Annotated in this window: 31 protein-coding genes; 16 read left to right on the top strand and 15 right to left on the bottom strand. The window is 53.6% G+C overall.

The window, feature by feature from the left end; genetic code table 11:
- Positions 1-18: 18 nt before the first annotated feature.
- The 13 genes from rplE to rplC form a co-directional block, all read right to left on the bottom strand.
- Positions 19-564, bottom strand: coding sequence for a 50S ribosomal protein L5 (gene rplE, locus RRF56_RS21760; protein ID WP_317035243.1), 546 nt, complete (start codon positions 562-564; stop codon positions 19-21).
- A gap of 67 nt (positions 565-631) precedes the next feature.
- Entirely contained in the window at positions 632-979 is a 348-nt protein-coding gene (rplX, locus tag RRF56_RS21755; RefSeq protein WP_317035242.1) for a 50S ribosomal protein L24, read from the bottom strand.
- Positions 979-1344 carry a 50S ribosomal protein L14 gene (gene rplN, locus RRF56_RS21750; protein ID WP_035991903.1) on the bottom strand — a complete coding sequence of 122 codons (366 nt, stop codon included), beginning with the start codon at positions 1342-1344 and terminating at the stop codon, positions 979-981. Before rplN ends, rplX begins: the two co-directional genes overlap by 1 nt.
- A gap of 9 nt (positions 1345-1353) precedes the next feature.
- The gene (gene rpsQ / locus RRF56_RS21745; RefSeq protein ID WP_017297638.1) at positions 1354-1605 is read right to left on the bottom strand and encodes a 30S ribosomal protein S17; all 252 of its coding nucleotides are present in this window, start codon (positions 1603-1605) and stop codon (positions 1354-1356) included.
- Between the two features lie 16 nt (positions 1606-1621).
- A complete protein-coding gene (gene rpmC, locus RRF56_RS21740; RefSeq protein WP_317035241.1) occupies positions 1622-1894 on the bottom strand; it encodes a 50S ribosomal protein L29 in 273 nt (90 codons plus the stop codon).
- A 3-nt stretch (positions 1895-1897) separates the two neighbouring features.
- The gene (gene rplP, locus RRF56_RS21735; protein WP_317035240.1) at positions 1898-2317 is read right to left on the bottom strand and encodes a 50S ribosomal protein L16; all 420 of its coding nucleotides are present in this window, start codon (positions 2315-2317) and stop codon (positions 1898-1900) included.
- A 56-nt stretch (positions 2318-2373) separates the two neighbouring features.
- Positions 2374-3108 (bottom strand): 30S ribosomal protein S3, encoded by a 735-nt coding sequence (gene rpsC / locus RRF56_RS21730; protein WP_317035239.1) that lies wholly within the window; start codon positions 3106-3108, stop codon positions 2374-2376.
- Between the two features lie 65 nt (positions 3109-3173).
- Entirely contained in the window at positions 3174-3530 is a 357-nt protein-coding gene (rplV, locus tag RRF56_RS21725; protein ID WP_317035238.1) for a 50S ribosomal protein L22, read from the bottom strand.
- Positions 3531-3554: 24 nt separating this feature from the next.
- A complete protein-coding gene (gene rpsS / locus RRF56_RS21720) occupies positions 3555-3833 on the bottom strand; it encodes a 30S ribosomal protein S19 (RefSeq protein WP_317035237.1) in 279 nt (92 codons plus the stop codon).
- A 62-nt stretch (positions 3834-3895) separates the two neighbouring features.
- Positions 3896-4759 carry a 50S ribosomal protein L2 gene (gene rplB / locus RRF56_RS21715; protein ID WP_317035236.1) on the bottom strand — a complete coding sequence of 288 codons (864 nt, stop codon included), beginning with the start codon at positions 4757-4759 and terminating at the stop codon, positions 3896-3898.
- Positions 4760-4845: 86 nt separating this feature from the next.
- A complete protein-coding gene (locus RRF56_RS21710) occupies positions 4846-5148 on the bottom strand; it encodes a 50S ribosomal protein L23 (RefSeq protein ID WP_410510669.1) in 303 nt (100 codons plus the stop codon).
- A complete protein-coding gene (rplD, locus tag RRF56_RS21705; protein ID WP_317035234.1) occupies positions 5144-5776 on the bottom strand; it encodes a 50S ribosomal protein L4 in 633 nt (210 codons plus the stop codon). Before rplD ends, RRF56_RS21710 begins: the two co-directional genes overlap by 5 nt.
- Before the next feature lie 90 nt (positions 5777-5866).
- Positions 5867-6502, bottom strand: coding sequence for a 50S ribosomal protein L3 (gene rplC, locus RRF56_RS21700; protein WP_317035233.1), 636 nt, complete (start codon positions 6500-6502; stop codon positions 5867-5869).
- 559 nt (positions 6503-7061) lie between these two features.
- Between rplC and ndhN the strand changes: the two genes are divergently transcribed.
- The 15 genes from ndhN (at position 7062) to RRF56_RS21625 (ending at position 19034) form a co-directional block, all read left to right on the top strand.
- Positions 7062-7529 (top strand): NAD(P)H-quinone oxidoreductase subunit N, encoded by a 468-nt coding sequence (gene ndhN, locus RRF56_RS21695; protein WP_317035232.1) that lies wholly within the window; start codon positions 7062-7064, stop codon positions 7527-7529.
- 75 nt (positions 7530-7604) lie between these two features.
- Positions 7605-8951, top strand: a complete 1347-nt coding sequence (gene ldpA, locus RRF56_RS21690) for a circadian clock protein LdpA (protein WP_410510504.1) — start codon at positions 7605-7607, stop codon at positions 8949-8951.
- Positions 8944-10833 (top strand): R3H domain-containing nucleic acid-binding protein, encoded by a 1890-nt coding sequence (locus RRF56_RS21685; RefSeq protein WP_410510503.1) that lies wholly within the window; start codon positions 8944-8946, stop codon positions 10831-10833. The genes ldpA and RRF56_RS21685 overlap by 8 nt, the downstream gene beginning before the upstream one ends.
- Before the next feature lie 137 nt (positions 10834-10970).
- Complete coding sequence (gene psb27, locus RRF56_RS21680) at positions 10971-11372, top strand: photosystem II protein Psb27 (protein ID WP_317035229.1); 402 nt, start codon at positions 10971-10973, stop codon at positions 11370-11372.
- A 160-nt stretch (positions 11373-11532) separates the two neighbouring features.
- The gene (gene rpmJ, locus RRF56_RS21675; RefSeq protein WP_071527191.1) at positions 11533-11646 is read left to right on the top strand and encodes a 50S ribosomal protein L36; all 114 of its coding nucleotides are present in this window, start codon (positions 11533-11535) and stop codon (positions 11644-11646) included.
- Between the two features lie 201 nt (positions 11647-11847).
- Entirely contained in the window at positions 11848-12231 is a 384-nt protein-coding gene (rpsM, locus tag RRF56_RS21670; RefSeq protein WP_317035228.1) for a 30S ribosomal protein S13, read from the top strand.
- A 186-nt stretch (positions 12232-12417) separates the two neighbouring features.
- Positions 12418-12810, top strand: a complete 393-nt coding sequence (gene rpsK / locus RRF56_RS21665; protein WP_073609638.1) for a 30S ribosomal protein S11 — start codon at positions 12418-12420, stop codon at positions 12808-12810.
- Between the two features lie 70 nt (positions 12811-12880).
- Positions 12881-13828 (top strand): DNA-directed RNA polymerase subunit alpha, encoded by a 948-nt coding sequence (locus tag RRF56_RS21660; RefSeq protein WP_317035227.1) that lies wholly within the window; start codon positions 12881-12883, stop codon positions 13826-13828.
- A 126-nt stretch (positions 13829-13954) separates the two neighbouring features.
- Positions 13955-14305, top strand: a complete 351-nt coding sequence (gene rplQ, locus RRF56_RS21655) for a 50S ribosomal protein L17 (protein ID WP_317035226.1) — start codon at positions 13955-13957, stop codon at positions 14303-14305.
- A 51-nt stretch (positions 14306-14356) separates the two neighbouring features.
- Positions 14357-15229 carry a tRNA pseudouridine(38-40) synthase TruA gene (gene truA / locus RRF56_RS21650; RefSeq protein WP_410510668.1) on the top strand — a complete coding sequence of 291 codons (873 nt, stop codon included), beginning with the start codon at positions 14357-14359 and terminating at the stop codon, positions 15227-15229.
- Positions 15230-15298: 69 nt separating this feature from the next.
- A complete protein-coding gene (rplM, locus tag RRF56_RS21645) occupies positions 15299-15757 on the top strand; it encodes a 50S ribosomal protein L13 (RefSeq protein ID WP_317035224.1) in 459 nt (152 codons plus the stop codon).
- Positions 15757-16170 (top strand): 30S ribosomal protein S9, encoded by a 414-nt coding sequence (gene rpsI, locus RRF56_RS21640; RefSeq protein ID WP_317035223.1) that lies wholly within the window; start codon positions 15757-15759, stop codon positions 16168-16170. The genes rplM and rpsI overlap by 1 nt, the downstream gene beginning before the upstream one ends.
- A gap of 115 nt (positions 16171-16285) precedes the next feature.
- Positions 16286-16534, top strand: coding sequence for a 50S ribosomal protein L31 (gene rpmE, locus RRF56_RS21635; protein ID WP_317035222.1), 249 nt, complete (start codon positions 16286-16288; stop codon positions 16532-16534).
- Between the two features lie 66 nt (positions 16535-16600).
- The gene (prfA, locus tag RRF56_RS21630; RefSeq protein WP_317035221.1) at positions 16601-17701 is read left to right on the top strand and encodes a peptide chain release factor 1; all 1101 of its coding nucleotides are present in this window, start codon (positions 16601-16603) and stop codon (positions 17699-17701) included.
- A 37-nt stretch (positions 17702-17738) separates the two neighbouring features.
- Complete coding sequence (locus RRF56_RS21625; RefSeq protein WP_317035220.1) at positions 17739-19034, top strand: exonuclease SbcCD subunit D; 1296 nt, start codon at positions 17739-17741, stop codon at positions 19032-19034.
- A gap of 157 nt (positions 19035-19191) precedes the next feature.
- Here the strand turns inward: RRF56_RS21625 and RRF56_RS21620 are convergent, their stop codons facing one another.
- Positions 19192-19938: a sulfite exporter TauE/SafE family protein gene (locus tag RRF56_RS21620; RefSeq protein WP_317035219.1), complete on the bottom strand. Its 747-nt coding sequence runs from the start codon at positions 19936-19938 to the stop codon at positions 19192-19194.
- A 171-nt stretch (positions 19939-20109) separates the two neighbouring features.
- Here RRF56_RS21620 and RRF56_RS21615 point away from each other — a divergent pair, with 171 nt between their 5' ends.
- Complete coding sequence (locus RRF56_RS21615) at positions 20110-22653, top strand: M48 family metalloprotease (protein WP_317035218.1); 2544 nt, start codon at positions 20110-20112, stop codon at positions 22651-22653.
- 205 nt (positions 22654-22858) lie between these two features.
- Here the strand turns inward: RRF56_RS21615 and RRF56_RS21610 are convergent, their stop codons facing one another.
- A complete protein-coding gene (locus RRF56_RS21610) occupies positions 22859-22984 on the bottom strand; it encodes a hypothetical protein (protein ID WP_317035217.1) in 126 nt (41 codons plus the stop codon).
- Positions 22985-23275: the final 291 nt, after the last annotated feature.

The raw sequence follows: 23275 nt of genomic DNA, 5'->3' as shown, positions 1-23275 counted from the left end.
TACGCGTATAAACCTGTGTTAGTTGTCACGGAACGGCATACCCAATTCCTTGAGTAGCGCTCGGCCTTCTTCATCGGTGCTGGCGGTAGTCACAATGGTGATGTCCATACCGCGAATCTGATCGATGGTGTCGTAGTCAATTTCAGGAAAAATCAGCTGCTCGCGCAGGCCTAGGGTGTAGTTACCGCGGCCGTCAAAACTCTTTGGGCTAATGCCACGAAAGTCACGAATGCGAGGCAGAGTCAGGTTGATAAGGCGATTTAGAAAGGCGTACATGCGATCGGAACGCAGGGTGACCATAACCCCTACAGGCATGCCTTGACGGATTTTGAAACCCGCGATCGCCTTCTTAGCACGGGTCACTACCGGACGCTGACCTGTAATCAGGGCCAGTTCACTCAGAGAGGATTCCAGAGCTTTGGCATTCTGGGAGGCTTCTCCGAGACCCCGGTTAACGGTTACTTTGACAACCTTCGGTACCTGATGGATGTTCTCGTACTTAAACTGCTCCATCAGTTTAGGTACGACCGTGTCTTTATATATAGTCTTGAGCTGGTCGGTCATGAGTTCTTTCTACCGCTTTCCTGGGCTTGGTCAGGACTAGATTTGTTCAGAGCAAGGCCAGTAGGCCTCAGTCAATAATTTCGCCGGTTTTCTTCAACATACGCACCTTGCGACCGTCGTCGGTAAAGGTAAAGCAAACTCGGCTCGCCACCTTCTCCTTCTCGGAGTACAGCATTACATTGGAGCTGTGAATAGGAGCCTCTTGGGTGATAATTTGCCCCGATTCCCCTTCCTGCTGAGGCTTGACATGCTTGGTGCGAATGTTCACGCCCTGCACAACCACCTGGCTGGTTTTGGGGATGACGGTCATGACTTCCCCGACCTTGCCGCGATCGCGCCCAGCAATCACCTGAACCGTATCTCCCTTACGCACATGAACCTTGTGGCGTACGGATGTCTTAGATGTTGTTGCCATTAGAGAACCTCCGGTGCTAGCGACACAATCTTGGTAAAGTTTTTGTCGCGCAGTTCACGAGCAACCGGGCCAAACACACGGGTACCTTTGGGGTTACCGTCCTGGTTGATGATCACAGCAGCGTTATCGTCGAAACGAATGCTCATACCGCTACTGCGGCGCAGGCCCTTCTTAGTACGCACGACTACGGCCCGCACCACGTCTGATTTTTTCACGCCCATATTGGGTAGGGCATCCTTGACCACGGCGATAATTACATCACCGACACCGGCATAGCGACGGTTGCCACCCAGAACCCGAATGCACATGAGCTTTCGCGCACCGCTATTATCTGCCACGTTCAAATACGATTCTTGCTGAATCACAATTTCCCCCTATGCGTCTGCCGCGCGATTAACAATGTCAGCCACCACCCAGCGCTTGGTTCGGCTCAGGGGACGGGTTTCAAGAATACGTACTTGGTCACCTTCCTGGCACGTATTCTCCTCGTCGTGGGCCTTGTAGCGCTTAGTTCGCACCACAATCTTGCCGTACTTAGGATGAGAGGTCCGACTCTCCACAGCAACAACGACGGTTTTATCCATCTTGTTACTGACCACCATCCCCACTCGTTCTTTAACCGCCATCTAATTCACCTATTCCCTACGCTGATACCGATTCTGTTGTGGACTCTGCCACAGCATTAGCCTGGGCCACTGCTTCTTCTTCCAATGCAATTAGCTGGCGCTCCCGCTGAACCGTCATAAGCTGAGACAGACGATGACGGAGATGCTTAAACTGATGCACCTGCTTATCTAACTGACGAGTGGCTTTCTGAAACCGCAGCTGAAATAGTTCGCGTTTAGTCTCAGCAATAGCGTTTAGCAGATCGTCATCACTCAGGTTCCGAGCCTCTTTAATCTTCGACAGTGCCATTACCTATGCCTCCTTGCTGTCTCGCGCGATGAACTTAGTCTTGAAAGGCAGCTTAAAGGCAGCTAGTCGCATTGCCTCGCGGGCAGTAGATTCAGGTACCCCAGCAATCTCAAAAACGATCCGGCCAGGCTTGACTACGGCTACCCAAAACTCTGGATTACCCTTACCGGAACCCATACGAGTTTCCGCTGGACGCATGGTCACAGGTTTATCAGGAAAGACACGAATCCAAATCTTGCCGCCTCGGCGTACATAGCGAGTCATCGCTCGACGGGCTGCCTCAATTTGGCGAGAAGTCAACCAGCAAGGTTCCGTAGCTTGAAGGGCAAAATCACCGAAGTTAATATCGCTACCCCGCTGAGCCATTCCGCGCATACGCCCGCGGTGCTGCTTGCGAAATTTAGTTCGTTTTGGACTAAGCATGGATCGGCACTCGTGAAGTCACAGGTCAAAAACAATCGAGAAAACGCAGGGGCCGACTAATCTTCGTTAGATCGGTCTTCAAACTGAGGACGCCTACGGGGCTGGCGGCGACGGGGCTGAGCATTGGGAGCAGCAGTCTGGGGTTCTTCCTGTCCGGGAATAATCTCACCCTTAAAAATCCACACTTTGACACCCAAAATTCCGTAAGTAGTTTGGGCAGTAGTGTAGGCATAATCAACGTCAGCCCGTAGGGTGTGAAGAGGCACACGACCTTCACGGGTCCACTCGGTACGAGCGATTTCAGCCCCGTTTAGTCGACCGCTCACCTGAATTTTGATGCCCTCGACCCCAGCCCGTTGAGCCCGCTGAATAGCTTGGCGCACCACTCGACGAAAAGAGACTCGGCGCTCTAGCTGTTGGATAATGTATTCAGCTACCAAAGCTGCGTCAGCATCTACTCGGTTGACTTCAACAACGTTGACGCGTATCTGACGACTAGGATCTTTGAGTAGCTTTTGCAAACCCATCCGCAGAGCTTCAATGCCAGCACCGCCTCGGCCCACGACCACACCAGGGCGAGCCGTACGGACCTCAAGATCAATCTGATCGGCCTTACGCTCAATCCGAATATCGGCAATACCCGCGTTGCTCAAGTTTTTCTGAACATACTCGCGAATGCGATAGTCTTCCTGAAGCAAGTCAGGGTAACGCATGCCCTCTGCAAACCAGCGAGAGCGGTGCTCTTGAACTACCCCAAGGCGAAACCCGGTTGGATGAATCTTGTGTCCCACGAACTAACCCTCTGGAATTGGTGCTTGAATAACTGGTGTAAACAACTGACTTAATACACGCCGAGCTATTCGGCGGCAGGAGCCACACCAATGGTGATATGGCAGGTAGGCTTACGAATTTGATAGGCTCGGCCTTGAGCCCGAGGACGAAATCGCTTTAGGGTAGGGCCAGCATCGGCAAAGGCCTCGCTCACCACTAGGCCAGCCGGATCAAGCCCATTATTGTGCTCAGCATTCGCAACAGCGGAGCGCAACACCTTAATAATAGGTTCACAGGCTTTGTAAGGCATGAACTCCAGGATGATTAGCGCATCCCGATAGCTCTTACCGCGAATCTGATCGAGCACTCGACGCACCTTGCGGGGCGACATGCGCACATAGCGAGCCACCGCTTTAACCTGCTCTGAGGTATCTACAGCCATTTCTCCAGTTCCTCTACCTAATACCTAACGACGAGCTTTTTTATCGGTCTTAGCATGGCCGCGAAAGGTTCGCGTGGGCGCAAATTCACCCAACTTGTGCCCAACCATTTGCTCAGTAACGTAAACCGGCACATGCTGGCGGCCGTTATGAACTGCAATGGTGTGGCCGATCATTTGGGGCAAAATCGTGGATGCCCGCGACCAGGTCTTAACCACCTGCTTATCGCCCTTGATGTTGAGGGCTTCAATTTTTGAGAGCAGGTGATCGGCCACAAAAGGCCCTTTTTTCAATGAGCGAGACATGATGCTTCAGCCCCAATAACAATCAAGAAACAGCCAACAAGACAGAATATGAGATGTAATGCCTAGGCATTACGGCCACCACGGCCCCGCTTAGACACACGACGACGACGACGCACCACGTACTTATCGCTGTCCTTGTTTTTCTTGCGGGTCTTGTAGCCCAGGGCTGGCTTGCCCCAAGGAGTAACAGGACCAGATCGGCCAATGGGTGCGCGCCCCTCACCTCCACCGTGGGGGTGATCCACAGGGTTCATAACGCTACCGCGCACCTCAGGACGGCGTCCTAACCAACGCTTGCGGCCTGCTTTACCAAGGCTGACGTTACGCACATCAGCATTACCCACTTGACCAATAGTGGCGTAGCACTCGCGACGCACCATGCGGACTTCGGTGGAGGGCAGCTTCAGAGTGACATAGTCACCTTCTTTAGCAACCACCTGAGCTCCAGTGCCAGCAGAGCGCACCATTTGCCCTCCTTTACCAGCCTGCATTTCAACGTTGTGTACCGTAGTACCCAGCGGAATTTTATACAGAGGTAGCGCGTTGCCAACTTCTAGAGGGGCATCAGGTCCGGATACTACCGTGGTACCTACGGTCAGACCTGCCGGGCAAAGAATATACCGCTTCTCACCGTCTTCGTAGTGAAGCAATGAAATACGAGCATTACGGTTGGGGTCGTACTCAATAGAAGCAACCTTGGCAGGCACTCCTAGCTTATTGCGGTGAAAATCAATGACCCGGTAGAGACGCTTATGGCCACCGCCACGGTGACGACAGGTAATCACCCCCCGATTATTCCGCCCCTTGGGACGATGGGTAGAGCGAGTAAGCGACTTTTCAGGCTCACTGCGGGTAATCTCGGCAAACTCGGAAACAGTTCGCTCACGAGTGCCAGGGGTATAAGGTCGATAGGAACGGATGCCCATGGGAGTACTTGTTGGCTACACGGCTAAAGGTTGGAACAGTGAAAATCTCAGACCGGCCAAGGAGTTCCGATCATCCGATCCATAGCTTAGAGATCGGGGAAGAGAGGAATAGAGCTTCCAGGGGCCAAGGTGACCACAGAACGCTTGTAATGAGGACGATGGCCCACAAAGCGTCCCATCCGACGCTTCTTTTGGGGTGGGTTATAGGTGTTGACCGATACAACCCTGACATCGAACAGCTCCTCGATCGCCGCCTTGATTTGCAGCTTATTGGCACGAGGATCAACCTCGAACACGTACTGATTGTTCTCTAATAAAAGAGTTGCCTTTTCGGTTACCAGGGGACGGCGAATTAGATCGGCCAAAGATGGGGTATTTGCGGCATTAATCACTGTAAACCTCCTGGATAGCCTCAAGGGCAGGGGACGTAATGACGAGATAGTCGGCATTGAGCAGGTCATGAATGTTGAGATTGACCGCTGTGATCAACTTCACATTTTCTAGGTTGCGCGCTGAGAGATAAACCAACTCTTGCCGTTCAGCAATGACCAACAGAATTTTGGCGTTGGGATCAAGGCCCCACCGGGCGATCGCATCGAGCAGATCACGGGTTTTGGGGCGCGAGAACTTGTCTTCAAAATTCTCAACGACTACTAGGTCATCGACCCGGCTTTGCAAGACGGTTCGCAGAGCCAATCGCCGCTCCTTGCGGTTCATCTTGACGCTGTAGTCACGGGGCTTAGGGCCGAAGATAACACCACCGCCACGCCACAACGGAGAACGGTTAGAACCTGCGCGGGCACGACCAGTACCCTTTTGTCGCCAAGGCTTGCGACCACCGCCACTAACTTCAGCGCGGGTTTTAGTGGAAGCCGTACCTTGCCGAGCATTGTTCATTTGCCGTACTAGGGCACGGTGAACAATGTGAGAAGCAGACTCTTCTTTAGCAACCTGAAGATCTAAGGAAGCCGTGCCCGCCTCTTGGCCCTCCCAGTTTTTTACGACACACTCAACCATTGTCTCAACCTATCTCTTTAAAAAGCTTTGAATCCCCAAAAGCCAGAAGCTTGGCTAACTGCCCTTGACTACTGGCTGTAGATCGATCGCCTAGGCTTTGACCCACTTAGCCGGGGCAATGCTCAGCAGTCCGCCGGGCTTGCCGGGGATAGCCCCTTTGATCAATAGCAGGTTGCGATCGCCATCTACCCTCACCACTTCAAGCTTGCAGATGGTTACTCGCTCGTTGCCCATCTGACCTGCCATCCGCTTGCCAGGATAAACCCGACCAGGAGTAGTACCAGCGCCAGTAGAACCTGGGGCCCGGTGGTTCTTAGAACCGTGGGCCATAGGTCCACGGCGAAAGTTGTGGCGCTTCTGATAACCGGCAAAGCCACGTCCCATGCTTTTGCCAGTGACGTCAACTAGCTGACCTTCGGAGAAAGTGCTAGCTGTCACAGCCTGCCCCAGTTCAAAGCCATCAGCAGCATCAACGCGATACTCCTTCAGATGACGCAGAGGAGCGCTACCCGATTTAACCAGATGACCTAATTCAGGCTTATTGAGCTTCTTCTCCGTTACCTCATCAAAACCGAGCTGGACAGCTGCATAGCCATCGGTATCTTTGGTCTTGACTTGAGTAACCACACAAGGGCCTGCCTGCACCACCGTTACGGGGATAGCATTGCCTGCCTCATCGAATATTTGGGTCATGCCCAGCTTTTTGCCGAGAATACCGACTGCCACAGCCCTGTCTCCCTATTAACACACTACGAAATGCGCAGGACTCTCAAGTGAGAGCTTTGCGCATCTACAACGACATCAACTTTTGAACACCCCACGCTGGAGAAACTCACCGGGGCGAGCGGTGCCGATACAATCGGCCACGATTCAAAAGAAAACTAGCTAGCTCTGACTATTGCAGACGCTTGGGTCAAAACCGCAATCACTGGTGGGAGAGCGGATTCAGAGCAGCCAAATGCCAGGACTTGAGAACTCACTGAGTCACTCAGTATCCTTTTTGTCGGCGATTTACTATGGTACATGCCTTGACTGGATATGTCTATCCTTTTCTCGAAAAAGTTTCTGGCAGTTCAAAATTGCTGCCTACCTACGCAGAGTTTGCTGCGCTAGTACTAGCTGGCCCAGGCAGGCAACGATGCCTACAACTTAGAACCCAGTAGGGGTCACCTCCAGCAAGGGTTGCCCTATTTCTGTCGGCCAGTACTAGATACCTTACTGTTCGGCTTTACTCTCTCCCTGAACACAGTACAATAACAGCTGTATTCACTGGCCGAGGGCAACTATGGCGCTGCTAACAACGGGCAAGCCTTTTATTAAGGATCTAGAAAGCCATGGCGCGATCGCCGTGCGCATGCCTCTAGAAGGAGGGTTTGAAGGTCGCTACGAGCGCCGCCTCAAAGCTAAAGGCTATGAGACTATGAACCTTACCGCCCGTGGTCTAGGAGATATTTCGGCTTACCTTACCGCTATTCACGGTGTACGCCCGCCCCACTTGGGAAAAAAGAGCACCAGCAGCGGTGCAGCGGTGGGTTATACCTACTTTATTCCGCCTATGCTGACCTACCGACTAGAGAGCATGGCACCAAAGGCAAAGGGTATGGTGCTGTGGCTGATTGAGGGACATATCCTGTCGCGCCAAGAGCTGGCTTACCTGGTCAGTCTGCCGACTGTTGAGCCTCGGGTAAAGGTAGTAGTAGAAATGGGTGGCGATCGCCAATTTAGTTGGGAACCGCTGGCGAATTTGGTATAGACGCGAAGGTCAGTCTAAAGTTTTGGGGACTGACCTGGCCCAGCTAGATAGTTCTCCTGGCAAAATCGACGCAGCATGAGTAGAGACATTACTCCTAAGGGGTTTGCTGGGAGCTTAATTGGAAACTGCCCAGGGCATTCTCCCCATCAATCGCTACAGATGGGGCAGTGGGTAAAGCTAATCTGCGGTGCCAGCTACCAGGACATGCCGACGGTGCAGCGTTTGGTTATGCTCTATGCCTTAGCAGGCGTAGATTGTATTGACGTGGCTGCTGACAGCGCGGTCGTAGCCGCAGCTCGTCGGGGTCTAGAGGATGCCGTGCACCTAGCAGGATATTTAGGCGATTGCCTCTTGGGCGATCGCGTCGCGTTTTCTGCCGCGAATCGTCATACCCTGCCCTGGTTGATGGTCAGCCTCAATGACAGCGAAGACCCCCACTTTCGTAAGGCGCACTTTGATGCCGCCCACTGCCCACCAGACTGCGATCGCCCCTGCGACCCCATCTGCCCCACAGCCGCGATTCAGTTTCAGGCGGCTAACAATGGCAGTGTGGAGACAAGTCTCTGTTACGGTTGTGGCCGCTGCATCGCCGTCTGCCCGGAAAATAATATTGAAGCTCGATCCTATCTAGCCAGCCCAGAAGCCTTTTCAAGGGAACAGTTGGCCCAGATTGATGCTGTTGAGATTCATACCCAAACCGGCCATCAAGCGGAGTTCGAACAGCTCTGGCAGCGGCTTCAGCCCTGGCGCTCTACCCTAAAACTGATCTCAATTAGCTGCCCCGACCACGATCAGGTCGTTCCTTACCTGTGGGATCTTTACAACTTGATGGCTCCCCTTGATCTGCCCTTGGTTTGGCAGACCGATGGCAGACCGATGAGCGGGGATCTGGGTAAAGGTACCACCCACGCCACCATTCGCCTTGCCCAAAAAATTCTCGATGCGAGGTTGCCAGGCTACGTGCAACCCGCTGGCGGAACCAATGGCTACACTATAGATAAGTTAGTTGCGCTCGATTTGGTAAACACCACGCGGTCCGATAGTCTCCTTTCCGATTTTTCGCCCAATTCATTGTCCTCGCCTCAAGAGGTTGCGGTTAACCATCATGGTGTAGTTTTAACCCGCAATCCTGTTCGCAAGACAATTTCTGGTATTGCCTATGGTAGTTATGGGCGATCGCAGGTGCTGCCGCTACTCGATGCCATTGACCAAGAACTTCAACCCTGGCTAGGGAATGGTTCCTTAGTACAGCGGACTACCGGTCACTCTGGCTCTCTTCAAGCCCCTACCCTTACTGCCGATGCCGACATCCCTCCTTGGCAACGGTTAGATAGTGCCTTTGGACAAGGTCTTACCCTCGTCCAACAGCTGGTAGGACAGCTCAAGGTAGATAGACCTCTTTTATCAACACGTTATGGTTAGCTATAGCGATAACAGCTCGATAAGTGACAGATCGAGCAACGCCTCTGCCGACACGATTTCTGCCACTAATAACCTTGCCGTGGAATTTTTACCCACTGACTCTGAAGGGACAGCCGAACATCAGCCTGTCCCTGCCCAAGATCTGCCTCCTGCCCAAGATTCTCCCATTGACGATCTAGATCAAATTTTGAGCATTTTGCCCCCGTCTATTCGGGCTAAGCTCATCCACCATGCCCAACGACAGACCCTCATTGAGGTCGTTTTAGACCTCGGTCGGCTGCCCGAGGCCCGCTTCTTTGAGAGCGTTGAGTATTTGTCAGCAGACCCTGTTACCCACGCTGATTTAGACCACTGCATCAAGCGAGTAGGCAGCTTCGGTGGCGACAACCGGGCTGGCATTGAGAAAACCCTGCACCGCATTAGCGCCATCCGCAATCGTTCTGGCGAAGTCATTGGCCTCACTTGCCGCGTCGGGCGGGCCATTTTTGGCACCATCGGCATGATTCGGGACCTGGTAGAAACGGGCCAATCCATTCTCATGCTGGGCCGTCCGGGGGTCGGCAAAACGACTGCTCTACGCGAAATTGCTCGGGTACTAGCCGATGACTTGCAAAAGCGAGTCGTCATTATCGATACGTCCAACGAAATTGCCGGGGATGGCGATATTCCCCATCCCGCGATCGGTCGAGCCCGACGCATGCAGGTAGCCCGCCCCGAAGAACAGCATCGGGTGATGATTGAGGCCGTGGAAAACCACATGCCCGAGGTCATCGTCATTGACGAAATTGGTACTGAGCTAGAGGCTTTGGCGGCCCGCACCATTGCCGAGCGAGGAGTCCAGCTCGTCGGTACGGCCCACGGCAACCGGCTGGAAAACCTGATCAAAAACCCCACCCTCTCTGACCTGATTGGCGGCATTCAATCGGTCACCCTGGGCGATGAAGAAGCCCGCCGCCGTGGCAGCCAGAAAAGCGTGTTAGAACGCAAGGCTCCTCCCACCTTTGACATTGCCGTAGAAATGTTAGAGCGCCAGCGCTGGGCTGTGCACGATGACGTCACCATGACCATCGATAACCTACTGAGGGGACGGCAGCCAGGTCTACAAATTCGCACTGTAGATGAGCACCAAAAGGTGATCATTACCCACGAACTACCCGGCTCTGGCCGAGAGGTCGCCAAACCATCGCGATCGGGGATGGGTTGGCGCGCCGCCGGGCAAATGGTGCCTCCGCCAGGAAATTCAACCATTGCCCAACGAGGCCTTGGCAACGGCACTATTCGTCCTCTGGGACAGGCCTTTAGCCCTGAACCCACCACCGACCCCATGTTCGCCCATCTGCTCGACACGACCAACAACACTGATATTGTTGGCCCTAACGGAGAAGATGCCCTACGCCTTTACCCCTACGGTCTGAGCCGCCACCAGCTCGAACGCGTGATTCAAACCCTGCACATGCCGGTGGTCATCACGAAAGATCTGGATCAGGCTGATGCCGTGATTGCCCTGCGATCGCATGCTAAAGCCCAGGCTAAGCTCAAGCAAATGGCCCAGGGGCGACACATTCCCGTCCACTTAGTGAAAGCCAACAGCATTCCCCAGATCACCCGCGCCCTGCAGCGGTTGCTCGACATGGACGATAATCCTGCCGCCGTTGACCTAGGCCTCTTCAGCCACAGTGGCGGCGACGACGAGCTAGAGGCCCTCGAAGAAGCTCGTCTAGCCGTAGAACAGATCGTCATTCCCAAGGGGCAACCCGTAGAGTTACTGCCCCGCTCCGCTCGCATTCGCAAAATGCAGCATGAGCTCGCCGAGCACTATCGCCTTAAGTCCCTGAGCTGTGGCGATGAACCTAACCGCCGGTTGCGTATTTATCCGGCCTGAGGCAGAGCGGCTTAGCAAAGCCGCAGAATACGATGGGCACGGTGCGCTATAAAATAAAAGCACCGTAATGACACCAGCGTGGCTCTAGCGCGGGACGCCTAGCCCGTTGTTCGGCCTGACCCCTTTCAAAGAAGCCTATGAAATCATTAATTGCTCGTCTTTTTGCCCTGGTGCTAGTGGCTGTCATCGGCCTGACCGGGTGCAGCGCAGGCACCAGCGGCATGCTCACCGGTGACTATCGCCAAGATACGCTGATGCTGGTGGACAGCCTCAGAACCTCAATTGCCCTGCCCGATGACGACCCTGCCAAAGCCGAGGCCCAAGCCGAAGCCAAGGCTGTAATCAGCGATTTTGCCTCCCGTTACCGTCGGGATACCTCGGTCGCCAACCTCAGCTCATTTACGACTATGCGGACGGCTCTAAATGCGATCGCAGGCCATTACAGCAGCTATCCTAATCGCCCTCTCCCCGAAAAACTTAAAACTCGAGTTGAGCAAGAATTGAAGCAGGTCGAAGCGGCCTTGAAACGCGGCGCTTAGCCCTTAAGCAGCTCGAGCCCTCGAGCCCCAAAAAGAAGCCGCCTTCCTGGGAAGGCGGCTTCTTTTTACCCTTAAGCCAAACTCAGTGGAAAAAATTTTAATTGACGGGATGCCGTCAGTTTGCTAGCATAGCAATTCTGTAGTGAAGTGCGAGTTGGACATGAAAGTCCGTGCGTCTGTTCGCAAAATGTGCGATAAGTGTCGTGTGATCCGCCGTCGCGGTCGGGTCATGGTGATTTGTTCGAACCCCAAGCATAAGCAGCGTCAGGGGTAAGTCTAGACTGGTACGGCATTAGCAATCCTTGTAAATGCCGATTCAGATGCCAGATAGCGCTGAGTATATTGACTAAGAGCAAGTGTTCAAGGTTTTTGTATAAGGCTTTTGATGGTCTGGGCAGCGGCCCAACATAAAAATACTGAGTAGCCACAACTGGGCTGCATGGTTAGTACCAAGTATTGGGGGAGATAGGTAAAGGTGGCACGGATAGCAGGCGTGGATTTGCCGCGCGACAAACGAGTTGAAATTGGCTTGACCTATATCTACGGTATTGGTCTAACCCGCTCTAAGGAGATTCTGGCTAAAACCGGAGTCAATCCTGACGTGAGGGTCAAAGACTTGACCGATAGCGATGTAGCAAAGCTACGGGACTCTGTCGAAAGCGATTACCAAGTAGAGGGAGACCTCCGACGACTGGAAAGCATGAACATCAAGCGATTGATGGACATTGGTTCCTACCGAGGACGACGTCACCGGGCTGGTTTACCAGTGCGTGGGCAGCGTACTCGTACCAACTCTCGCACCCGTCGCGGTGGTACCCGTCGGACCGTTGCAGGTAAGAAGAAAGCTCCTCGCAAGTAAGTTCAATTCTGTACCCTGAATCCCCATGGGTTTCGGGGTTTTGGAATGAATAAAGCTCGCTGACCCATGTGGCGAGTTTTTCTGACTGTTTAGCAGTCTGCTCCTCAGTGAGCTGCTGACCTGAGTTAATCGAGCAGTGCTTCTATTGACTTCAAGTTTCGTTGAATAGAATTTAGTGACAACGCCATGGCCAAACCAACCCGAAAGACCGGACCTCGCAAAAGCAAAAAGAATGTGCCCAGTGGGGTAGCTCACATTCGCTCTACCTTCAACAACACCATTGTGACTATCACTGACCAGTCGGGAGAAGCCATTTCCTGGGCTTCCGCCGGGTCTAGCGGATTTAAGGGTGCCAAAAAAGGGACTCCTTTTGCGGCCCAAACGGCGGCAGACAGCGCTGCACGGCGAGCCATGGATCAAGGCATGCGTCAGATAGAAGTTATGGTCAGTGGTCCTGGTGCCGGACGAGAAACTGCAATTCGTGCTCTACAAGGAGCTGGATTAGAGATCACTCTAATCCGTGACGTTACCCCCATTCCTCACAACGGCTGTCGTCCGCCCAAGCGTCGCCGAGTTTAGGGGTTAGAGGTATCATTGGCCAGGTCTATCGCGAACCGGGTTCATCGCGAGGTTAAAGGGAGGCAGGATTTTGGCACAGTTTCATGTTGATTGCGTAGAGTCTGTCGTTGAAGACGATCAGAGTCAGTACGGTCGCTTTGTGATCGAGCCCCTTGAGCGTAGCCAGGGCACTACAGTGGGCAACGCCCTCCGCCGAGTGTTGCTGTCTAATCTTGAGGGGGTAGCTATTACAGCGGTGAGAATCGCTGGTGCTACTCACGAATTCTCTACGATTACAGGCGTTCGAGAAGACGTGCTGGATATTCTCCTCAATATGAAGGAGATTACCCTGCGGAGCTACTCGAGCCAGCCTCAGATTGGCCGCTTGCTCGTGCAGGGTCCGGCTAGGGTGACCGCTGGGCATTTTGAACTGCCCTCGGAAGTAGAGGTGGTGAATCCAGAACAGTACGTCGCTACCGTTGCCGACGGCTGCACTCTAGAAATGGAGTTCAGAATTGAGCGCGGGCAGGGCTATCGAGCCGTCGAGCGGAGCAAAGATGATGCTACTGCGCTCGATTTCATTCAAATTGACTCGATTTTCATGCCGGTCAAAAAGGTCAACTATACCGTTGAGGAAGTAGTTGTTTCTGGCTCCATGCAGCGTGACCAGCTCATCATGGACATCTGGACCAACGGCAGCATTACTCCCCAGCAGGCCATGAGTCAGGCAGCAGACATTCTAGTGGGGCTGTTTATGCCACTCAAGGATGTCACCTTAGAGCCTAAATTTGACGAAGAAGTTAAGGAAGAAGATCCGAATAATCAGATTCCTATTGAGGAATTGCGGCTGTCAGTGCGGGCCTACAACTGCTTGAAGCGAGCCCAAATTAACTCTGTAGCCGATCTATTGGATTTCAGCCAAGAAGATCTGTTAGAGATTAAGAACTTCGGTCAAAAGTCTGCCGAAGAAGTGATCGAAGCGCTCCAAGAGCGACTTGGTATTACTCTCCCCTTAGAAAAAGCTTCTAAGACCGCTTAAGGCTACGGTTTTTTAACCCTTACCTTAGGTTTAACTAGGAGCAGGCCAAGTGAGCGGGCTAAGCTGCCCCTCCCCTTATGTTTCTCCTGTTACGTGTAGTTTTGTTGTTCACCTGAGTTCAGTGTCATGCGTCACCGTTGTCGCGTTCATCAATTAGGGAAGCCCGCAGACCAGCGTAAGGCCCTACTTCGCTCCTTGACTACCGAGTTAATCCGCCATGGTCGAATCACCACAACCAAAGCTCGGGCTAAGGCTGTGCGCGAAGAAGCCGATCGCATGATCACATTGGCCAAGGATGGCTCTTTGCCTGCCCGACGCCAAGCGATGGGTTACATCTACGATAAGCAGTTAGTGCACGCCCTGTTCAGCCAAGCAAGTGAGCGCTATGGTGCTCGCGATGGTGGCTATACTCGCATCGTCAGAACTGTTCGTCGCCGTGGCGACAACTCTGAGATGGCCATCATTGAGTTGACCTAGTGCGCTGCTGGCTTGTCTAACGTCGTTATTTTTAGTCCTTTGCCCGTTTTTATGGAGAAGTCGTCACCCATACAGCGCAGCTTAGAAAGCCAGCCTGCCGAGTTTGCTGAACAAACTCAGCGGGTCGCTCTAGTTGTGCAGTATGTCGGCACTCATCTCCACGGCTGGCAGTGGCAACCCAATGCCCGTACGGTGCAGGGCGAGATCGAAGCAGCGATTCGTTCCGTATTGGGTTATGACGCACGTCTCAGTGGAGCTGGTCGTACCGATAGTGGCGTTCATGCAGCGGCTCAGGTAGCTCACTTTGATGCCCCTAACTTTATCCCGGCTCACCGCTGGGCTGATGTGTTAAATGCTCGACTGCCTGATGACATTCTGATTCGAGCATCGGCAAGGGTGGCCGATACCTGGCATGCCCAGTTTTCGGCCTGTTGGCGGCGCTACCGATATACCCTTTACACGGGGCAGCAGCCTAACCTGTTTGTGCGTCCCTTCGTGTGGCACTACTATCGCCACTACTTAGACCAGGGCAAAATTCAGACGGCGCTTGATGCTATGGTGGGCCACCACGATATGTCTGCCTTTCACCGGGCGCGATCGGGCAAGAGTCATTCTTGGGTAGATCTGCAAGCTGCCGAGTGTAGTCGTCAAGACACATTTCTCACGGTTGAGCTTCAAGCCAAGGGTTTTTTATACGGCATGGTACGGCTGATTATGGGTTTGGTGGTCAAAGTCGGTAGCGGCGACCTCACACCGATAGAGTTTGGTCACCTTTGGCAACAGCGCCAGCGTCATAGGGTCAAGTATGCCGCCCCGGCCCAAGGCTTATGTCTACTCCGGGTAGGATACGACGATAATCCCTTCGCTCAAGACGTGTGGTTTGACGCCCAGCCTCACTTCTTTTGGGGGTCATCAGTGGCCTAAGTTTTTCCAGTTTTTTTAACTCGTTTGTTTCATTAGTGTGGTTCATCCAAGAAAGGCAGCTCAAGCGCTATGACTACTAAGACCTACATTCCCCCCACCGATTCTATTCAGAGGCAGTGGCACGTAATCGACGCTGAAGGTCAGCGCCTGGGACGGCTGGCCACTGAGATTGCGACTATCCTGCGCGGCAAAAATAAGCCGACCTTCACCCCCCACATGGATACCGGCGACTTTGTCGTTGTAGTCAATGCTGAAAAAGTGGTGGTTACCGGTCGCAAGTCTACGAACAAGCTCTACCGACGCCACTCGGGTCGCCCCGGCGGTATGAAGGTAGAAACCTTTGACAAGCTCCAGGCTCGTATTCCTGAGCGGATCATTGAACAGGCCGTAAAAGGCATGCTACCCAAGAATTCTCTCGGTCGTAAGCAGTTCACCAAGTTGAAGGTGTACGCTGGATCAGAGCATCCCCACCAGGCTCAAAATCCTGAAATCCATGTTGTCAACACTATTCCTGGAGAAGCGAAATAATGCAGGCTACCGATCAATCTGAACGGGCTGTGTACTGGGGTACCGGCCGCCGTAAGACCTCAATCGCACGGGTACGCCTAGTACCTGGTAATGGTCAACTGGTAATTAACAAGCGGCCTGGGGATGACTACTTGCAGTTCAATCCGGCCTATCTCAACGCCACCAAGGCTCCCCTAGAGGTTCTTGGTCTCGAAAATGCCTATGACGTTCTAGTCAATGTCAAGGGTGGGGGTCTGACTGGTCAGGCTGATGCAATTCGTCTGGGCGTGGCTCGCGCCCTATGTGAGCTCGACCCTGAGAACCGGAAGCCTTTGAAGGTTGAAGGCTACTTAACTCGTGATCCTCGGGCTAAGGAACGTCGGAAGTATGGCCTGAAGAAAGCTCGTAAGGCTCCTCAGTTCTCTAAGCGTTAAACTTTGTATGGGGATGGTTCAGGCATTTTCTACTGGAATGCCGTTTCAGGTTTCTAGTTAGAAATTTTCCTGACTGCTCTCGTTTCTGCTGTTGATGTTGTTTTAACCTACTGCTATGGCAAAGCCTGATATTCACCCCACCTGGTACCCCGAAGCTAAGGTTTTCTGCGACGGTAAAGAGATTATGACCGTTGGCTCTACCAAACCCCAGCTCAGCGTAGATGTCTGGTCGGGAAACCACCCCTTTTATACTGGCACCCAAAAAATTATTGACACCGAGGGTCGTGTTGAGCGCTTTATGCGCAAGTACGGCATGGCTGATACTTCGGCTACCTCTGAGGACAAGGCTGCCGACAAAGCTTAGGAATTGCTTTCCTTGCAGAGCGTGAGGGTTGGGCATTCTGGCTAGTTCGGTGGACAAGAGGAGATCATGGCTGAGGCATACTTAATTGAAAAGCTTAATTCTGTGGAACAAACGTTCCAGGAGTTAACTCGGCGATTAGCTGACCCGGATGTCGCTAGCGATCCGGATGAGTTTCAGCGTATTGCTAAGTCTCGGTCTTCCCTAGAAGAAACCGTCATCACTTACGCCGAGTGGGTATCTACTGGCGAAGAGCTAGCTGGTGCACGGGAAATCTACAAGGAAGCAAACAGCGACCCTGAGATGAAGGAGATGGCAGGCCTTGAGGTTGCTACTCTGGAGGAAAAGTTGGTAGGGTTAGAGGCTCGCCTTAAAGTACTGCTGCTGCCGCGTGACCCCAACGATGATAAAAATATCATGTTGGAGATTCGCGCGGGTACTGGCGGCGATGAGGCCAGTATTTGGGCTGGAGATTTAGTTCGCCTCTATTCCCGCTATGCCGAAACCCAAGGCTGGCGAGTCAAACTGCTCAGCGAGTCGGCAGCCGACATGGGTGGATTTAAAGAAGCAATTCTAGAAATTGCTGGCGATCGCGTCTATAGCCAACTCAAGTTTGAGGCTGGAGTACACCGCGTGCAGCGGGTACCCGTTACTGAAGCCGGAGGACGCGTTCACACCTCCACTGCCACCGTGGCCATTATGCCTGAGGTGGATGATGTGGAAGTACAGATTGATCCGAAGGACATTGAGCTAACTACGGCGCGATCGGGTGGAGCTGGGGGACAAAACGTCAACAAGGTGGAAACAGCCGTTGACCTGTTTCACAAACCTACGGGTATTCGGGTGTTTTGTACCGAAGAACGCTCTCAACTGAAAAACCGCGAGCGGGCGATGCAGATTCTGCGGGCCAAGCTATTTGATATGAAGATGCGGGAGCAGCAGGAAGCGGTGTCGTCGATGCGTAAGTCGCAGGTAGGCAGCGGGGCACGGTCTGAAAAGATTCGCACCTATAACTACAAAGACAATCGGGTCACTGACCATCGCCTCAACCAGAATTTCACTCTGACGCCCGTGCTGGAAGGAAATATCGACGATCTGATTCAGTCGTGCATTAGCCGCGACCAGCAGGAGCAGCTGGAAGAGCTCGCCGCTGAATCTTCACCGGTCTAGGTGCTAGCCTGGGGGGGTTGCGATCGCAGGCTGGGCTATGGCCAAGTTTCTCCATATTGCCGACATTCATCTGGGGTTTGACCGCTACGATACCCCAGAGCGCACCAAGGATTTTTTTCGCGCCCTGCAAACGGTGCTAGAGCGCTATGCCATTGAGGCAGGCGTAGATTTTGTGGCGATCGCGGGTGACCTCTTTGAGCATCGCAACATTAAGCCTGCGACCCTCAACCAGGCCCAGGTGTGTCTCCAGGCACTCAAGCAGGCCAATATTCCAGTGGTGGCGATCGAGGGCAACCACGATAATCGTCCCTACGGCACTCGTACTAGCTGGCTCAAGTACCTGTCGGAGTGGGACTTACTTAAGCTGTTGGAACCCAACGACGGAGCCGATGCCCAACATCGGTTGACAGCTTGGGATGAGCGCACGCGCTCCGGTGGTTACATTGACCTACCCTGTGGCGTGCGAGTAATTGGCTCCAACTGGTATGGAGCCACGGCATCCCGCGCCATTGAACTGCTGGCCGATGCGATTAGCGCTCTGCCCCCTGGTCCTACCCATACGGTTTTAATGTTTCACCACGGCCTTGAGGGGCAAATTGCCCGTTACGCTGGGGCCTTGCGCTACAGCGAGTTGCTGCCGCTTAAGGCAGCGGGGGTAGATTATCTGGCCTTAGGCCACATCCACAAAAACTATACCGCTGAGGGCTGGGTGTTTAACCCCGGTTCTCTAGAGGCCAACAATGTGGAGGAAAGCCGTTATCCGCGTGGCGCTTACCTCGTAGATCTATCTGCTGAGGGGGTTAATGCCCAACTTCAGACAGGCTACTTTCAGCGACCCATTGTTCGCTTAGAGCTGGTAGCTAAGGGGCAAGAAAGCTTAGATGAGTTGATGCAGTTGGCGATAGATCAGGCGATCGCCGCGGCGGCCCAACACCAAGGGGACACCGCCCCTATTTTAGAGCTTAGGATCACGGGCCAAGTCGGGTTTGATCGCCTGGAGCTCGATACTCGTCGTCTCCAAGAAGCCATCAAAGCCGCCTGCAATGCCCTCATGGTATTGATTAAATACGACGTTGAAGACGTAGCCTACCAAACTCCCTTAGGAGATGGCCAAAACCGCATTGAAATTGAGCAGACCATCTTTGAAGACATGCTCACCGCTCACCGGGATTACAAAAACCGGGCCACCGAGCTGGCTCGGGGCCTAACTGATCTCAAGGATCGCCAGCTCTCGGGGGCTGATGAAGAGTCTCTCTACAGTCTGGTTGAAACGCTGCTCGACCTGGCTGAAACAGCAGATGAACCCATCCATCAAGCTGTTGTCCCCGAGTAATCCTAAAGTCTATTTGCCTACCCCCGGTTCAGCAGGCGCATGACATGTACCCCTAAAGTTTGGCCGTTTGAAAATCAGGATTACGCAATTCGGATTTGGTATCAGCTGTTGTCCCCGGGTAGGTAGATTGGCAACCAAGGCCCTGAGATACTTAGCGTTACATCAGCCAGACCGTTAAAAAGTGACGCTGCTGCCAAATCATGGCCACGCCGCTGACGGCGACGAAGGCAAACACCAACTGACGAAACTGCTGAGCAGACATTTTGGCCAGCACCCTCTTGCCCAACCAATTAGCTGGAATTGCGCCTAGCCCAATCACCAGCCCGTAGAGCAAATACTCTCGGTTAAGGCTCCCAAAGGCTGCATAGGCGGTTAGCTTAACCAGATGTAGCACGGCCTTGTTCAGCGCTTTGGTCGCGACCATCGCTTCTTTTTCTAGACCGTAACTAAGATATACCGGGTTCATGACAGGGCCGGTGCTGCCAATTAGCCCAGAGCCAATGGCGTTGACTAACGACAAAGGCAAGAAGTACCACAGCTTGAGGGTAAATTGACTGTCTTGAGAGGCGAATAGATAGTTGGCCACCATCACCAGCAGCCCCACACCCAGTAAAAGTTGTAGCCCCTCCGCATGGATTTGAGTCAGCCCGTAGCAACCAATTACGGCTCCGACCAAAGCCCCTGGTACGTACCAAGCAGTTACCGCCCAGTCAACATCGTCCCAAAATGCTAGCCCTCGCTGCGTATTGCCAATCAGCAGCCCAGTCGTAATGACTGGCGCTACAGCCTGAGCCCCCAAGAGCAAAGAGATCATGGGAATTAGAATAAACGGGCTACCACCACCCGCCAGCATACTGAGGAACCAGGCCACAAAACTGGCCACAAACAGGCTGAGAGCGATCATAAGGCAGGGGCACCGTGAGCAGTGATGTTTAGTCTAGGATGCAGCTGAGAGTCTCAGCCAGGGTGCTTCACCCCAATTATCTTGGGTTCTTAGCTTTTGCCTTAGGGTAAGCCTAAAGACCAGAATGGGAATAGTTGGTTATGCTTGAACATTTCTACCCTGTAGTGGCGTATGGCCCAGCCCATAGACCCTAATTCTCCTACTCCAAACTCCGATCGTCGCCCCGGCAGATCGGTAGAGGAGGTGTATCGCCAGGCGGTGTCCGCGTTCAAAGGCCACCAGTATGCTCAATCTCTGGTACTGTTTCGGCGGTTAGGGCAACTGCCACCGAGTTCGCCCTACTACCCTAAAGCCCTGATGGGCCAGGTGCGATCGCACCAACGACTGGGTCAGCTTGTTCAGGCTAGAAGAGTTTGCCGCCAGCTGCTAGACAGTGATTCCCCCGCAGCAAGTCAGTGGGCTAAGCAAACATTAAGCCAGCTGCCTCAAGCAAAAGAGGGGGTAACCCCGCCAGCAGAGGGGGTAACCCCGCCAGCAGAGGCTCAACCGCCGGCTAAACCCACGAGGGGCCAGGCTAGCCGGTCGGATCTAAGCGGATTTGTACCGCTAGAAGGTACGGTGAGTACGCCCCAGCCGCCACGCCAAACGCCTCCAGCAGCAGCGTCGGGGCCGTCGCCATCACCGTGGCCTGGAGCAGCCAGGGATGAGGATTTTACCCCCAACGACATTGACCGTGACCCCAGCGCTCCTGAGGCTGAATACCGCTCGCTGTTTCATTATCAACAGCTCAACCAACAGTCAGAGCCGGAAGCGGCCTCCGAGCAAGCCCCAGGGCAACGCTTAGAACCGCCCCTAGAGTCAGCGCCATCACGGCTACTAAGCCAGTCGGCTGCAGGCCAACGTTCTACCGCTCAGACGGTAGCTCCTAAGACCAGCTCCATCAAGCCTCGATCTGAGCCTCAAAGACCTCTACCCAAACGTCCGCTAGAGCTGTGGGCGGGGCAGGGATTAACCGCGATCGCCGTGCTGTGGGCGATCAACTGGGCCGTTCATGCTGCCCTCAGAACCGTGGATAGCGGCCTACGCTGGGTACGCTGGCCCCTGCGGCTCAGCCTGCCCGGTGCCCAGCAGTCCTACACACTATGGATTGTGATCGGTCTAGTGCTGCTCGCTCTGGCCAGCCCTTGGATACTGGATTTTGCCCTAGCCCGCTGGCACCGTCAGCAGCCGCTGACGCCCCGCCAGCTTCAGGCTCATAGCCCCAGTGCCCTGCGCCTGCTACACCAAATGTGTCGTCAGCAAGATTGGCAACTGCCGGAACTGCGGCTGATTTCTGATCCAGCACCGTTGTGCTTTAGCTATGGTTGGCTGCCACGCAACACTCGCATTGTTATCAGCCAGGGTTTACTCGAAAGCCATTCCGATCAGGCTTTAGCCGCACTCTACAGCTATGAACTCGCCCGCATGGTCAACGGCATGCCGGTACTCTCGGCTATGGGGCTACTTTTGCTACTGTTACACAGTGGCTATCGGTGGCTAGCTGAGGTAGGCAACGGCCTCAGCAACCTACTACTTCGCAATAGTCTTGGCCTTTTGTCTAGTACTTTCTACGGCTTATTTTGGCTGCTGCGGCAGAGCGCGCTATGGCTATCGCGGCTGTGCTGTAGCTGGGGCGATCGCCGCGCCGTAGCTCTGACCCAGCATCCTGACTACCTAGCTGAAGGCTTGTTGCAGCTAACTGGGGCGATCGCCACTCATCTCCAGCGGCAAGGCACCCTGCATCCCCTCCAGATCAGTCTCGAGATATTAATGCCAATCAGCCATCGGCAAGCCATTACTCCTGGTAGCTTGCTGATCTCAGCAGAGCCCCAACCCGATTCCTCGCTGATGCTGATAACGCTGGATGGCCAAAACCCCTACCGGCAGTGGCTGCGGGTCAATGCCTCCCATATTCCGCTCGGAGAACGCTTACGTTGGCTCAACCAACAAGCCTTGCTACGGGGGCAACCCAGCATCAGCTCAGACCATCAGCCTGCGATCGCTACCACAACCGTTTCGCTCCTCCTGCTATGGCTTCAGAAAGCCCCCCTAGCCGGTCTTATGCTGGGCGGAGGCCTAGCCATGGGGCTTTGGTTTTTAGGAGGCATTTTCGAGTGGCTAGGCTGGCAACGCCTCAGTTGGCTGTATCAAGACCCCAGTCTTTTGTGGGGCGGTCTGTGGCTAGGTCTGGGCCTAGGACTCATGGTACGGATCAATGCATTATTTCCTGATGCAGAACATCAGCTCCCCCCAGCCACCGCGACCTTGAGCAGTGGAACCGTTGCGGCCCTACTACAGAACACATCGCCCCTACCCGTTCAGGGCCAACCGGTAACCCTACGGGGCAAGCTCAGGGGTAGTGTAAAGATAGAGAACTGGGGGTGCCAAGAACTTTACCTTGATGACCCCTCTGGCTTGGTAAAACTGATTAACCCCGTGCCCCTAGGCAGTATTCAGGGCCTCCTTCAGGCAGGTCATCACCCGCTTCGGTGGATAGGGCGCATAGTAACGGTCAAGGGCTGGGGACGTTACGGCGGAGGCATGCTCTGGGTAGATATTCATCAGATTCAGCTGGATCAACGCTCCCGTTTTCAAGCCCATGGTCCAGCCTGGGCCACCCTACTGAGCTTAACGAGCAGCCTGATTGGCATCATCATCATCGTTAGGGGGGGCTAAAAACCAAGCGAATAAATCAGAAAATGTAAAGTTGTGTTGCAATCAAGCGCTGCCAGTGTTACATTGATTTACAGAAACACATACCTGGGTTCCAAGCCAATTCTGAAGGATTGGCGGCTGGATTGGTTAGGTATTGGGTTCTCCTACTCTCAACACAGCAAATGAACCAGCCCTCGTCGGCTGGTTTTTATTTGTGGGTTAGGTTTCAGTTCAGCGGTTTGGCTAATTGCAGGGCAAATACCGTGTTACCTTGATAGGTGGTTCCGTCGGCTAGGGCAAAGCCCGCCCTGGAATAGCTGTCATGCACAGCCATGCCGATAGAATGGTACATAGCTTGGCTCTCTCTTTAGAGAGGTGACTAAAGGAAAGCATCTTTGGGACGCTTGTTCTATTTAATCTAAGGCTACTTGAAACATCAAACTGGATCACTCGGGCTAGCCGTTGGTTTTATGGTACGAAACTTAACTCAGAGCCAGGAAGCGGTTAGGTTAGCCCTGAAGTAAAAATTGGTTTATCTACTAAAGGACTTAGATTGAGCGTCTACACGGGGTTTATTGGCGTTTTAGGTCAAGATCTGTGATCCTGATAGTAGTTAGCAATGTAGGTAAATGGGTTCGGGAAT

It is taken from the genome of Nodosilinea sp. E11 (genome assembly GCF_032813545.1).
In the GTDB taxonomy this organism is placed as follows: Bacteria; Cyanobacteriota; Cyanobacteriia; order Phormidesmidales; family Phormidesmidaceae; genus Nodosilinea.
Note: the sequence above shows the minus strand (reverse complement) of the source record. Positions and strands in the feature narration are given on the sequence as shown.